Raw genomic sequence first — 1287 nt, forward strand, 5'->3', positions numbered from 1 at the left:
CAGAATGCCCTTCGCGGCGTTTGCTGCATGCCGGGCAACGCTAACGTCAGGCCTCAGAAAGTCCATCCATGCCAAGCAAATTCACACCAGTAAAGCAGGTTGCCATCCCGTCGCAGTCTGCCGTCGCTACTGCATTCAAGTCGGTGAATCTCGCAGACGCGTTCTCGATCCAACTTCCTTCTGACGCCTCTACCAATCCAGATGTCCTGGCCCGGTTCATCTTCTCGGTGCAGCCATCCTGGATCGGAGCGCTCACCAACGTCCGGGATGCAATCGTTGCGGGATTTGGTCTGAAGACCGCCAAACACCTCGCAACGCTCTCTGGTGACGCTACAGTCCTCCGCATCAGCATCTTCAGGGTCTTCGGCACTAGCGAAACAGAGGTCGTTCTGGGCGAGAACGACAATCATCTTGACTTCCGCTTGTCAATTCTCTGTACGCCAGGCTCACCGCCAAATACCGGTAGCCAGCTGACCCTGTCAACCGTCGTTCACTGCCACAACCTTTTKGGCCGAACCTACTTATCGGTGATTGCTCCCTTCCATCGACAAGTTGTGAAAGCCAGCCTTCGCCGTGCTGCAAGCGTTGGGTGGCCCAAGGCCAGTGCGTAGAGGAATGCCATGTGTTGTCTACTGAGGCTTAGCCCTTCCTTCAAGCTGACCTGCCTACGGCGGGCCGCTTAAGTCAAACGTTAGGCGTCATGAACCCACGCACCGCACTCCTCCTCGTTGGGATAGCCTTTACCTCCATTGCAACGCATGCCGCACCGAAAGCGTTTTGCCGCCCGACGTCGTCCAAGTGCGAACGGCTGGGTACTGGAAGGACGGATCCCGTGAAGGGGCGTACCGTACCGTGGTTGTTCAGGAAGGATGGGAACATGTTTGGTCAAGGCTTCGAATTGAATGGGTCGCAGCGCCGTCCTCGCGCGGAGGCAACTTTGAGGTTGTTTCCACCGCAACGCCCTTGTTACCCGTAGCGGAAGGAACCACCTTGCTCGACGTAACGCTCAAGCCGAAGCTGGGCAAAGGAGTCGTTCTCACGGTTGTGGCTACGGAGAACATGCCGCCTTTTCGGAAGTCGTCGTATCAGTTCCTTGCCTCGACGCCAGGAAAAATCGAGCGAGTTGGCGGCCAGAAATGACGCCTGACCCGTCCGTCGAATGGGCGGTCACAAGTGGGCTTCGAGCAACTATCGCACTATTCTTTATCTCGATTCTTCCATTGCACTTATGTGCAGCAGAGGAGAGCTTGACGCCTGGTGAGAGAGTTATCGCCGTAGCCTCAGTTC

The 1287-nt window shown here is 56.5% G+C and carries 2 protein-coding genes; both read left to right on the plus strand.

What is annotated here, in order from left to right; genetic code table 11:
• The first annotated feature begins 68 nt into the window (after positions 1–68).
• Positions 69–611 (plus strand): DUF2867 domain-containing protein, encoded by a 543-nt coding sequence (locus AC1D0Z_RS22080; protein WP_477660285.1) that lies wholly within the window; start codon positions 69–71, stop codon positions 609–611.
• A 379-nt stretch (positions 612–990) separates the two neighbouring features.
• Positions 991–1140, plus strand: coding sequence for a hypothetical protein (locus AC1D0Z_RS22085; RefSeq protein WP_477660286.1), 150 nt, complete (start codon positions 991–993; stop codon positions 1138–1140).
• Positions 1141–1287: the final 147 nt, after the last annotated feature.

The sequence above is a fragment of the Polaromonas sp. P1_E3 genome (assembly GCF_056405935.1).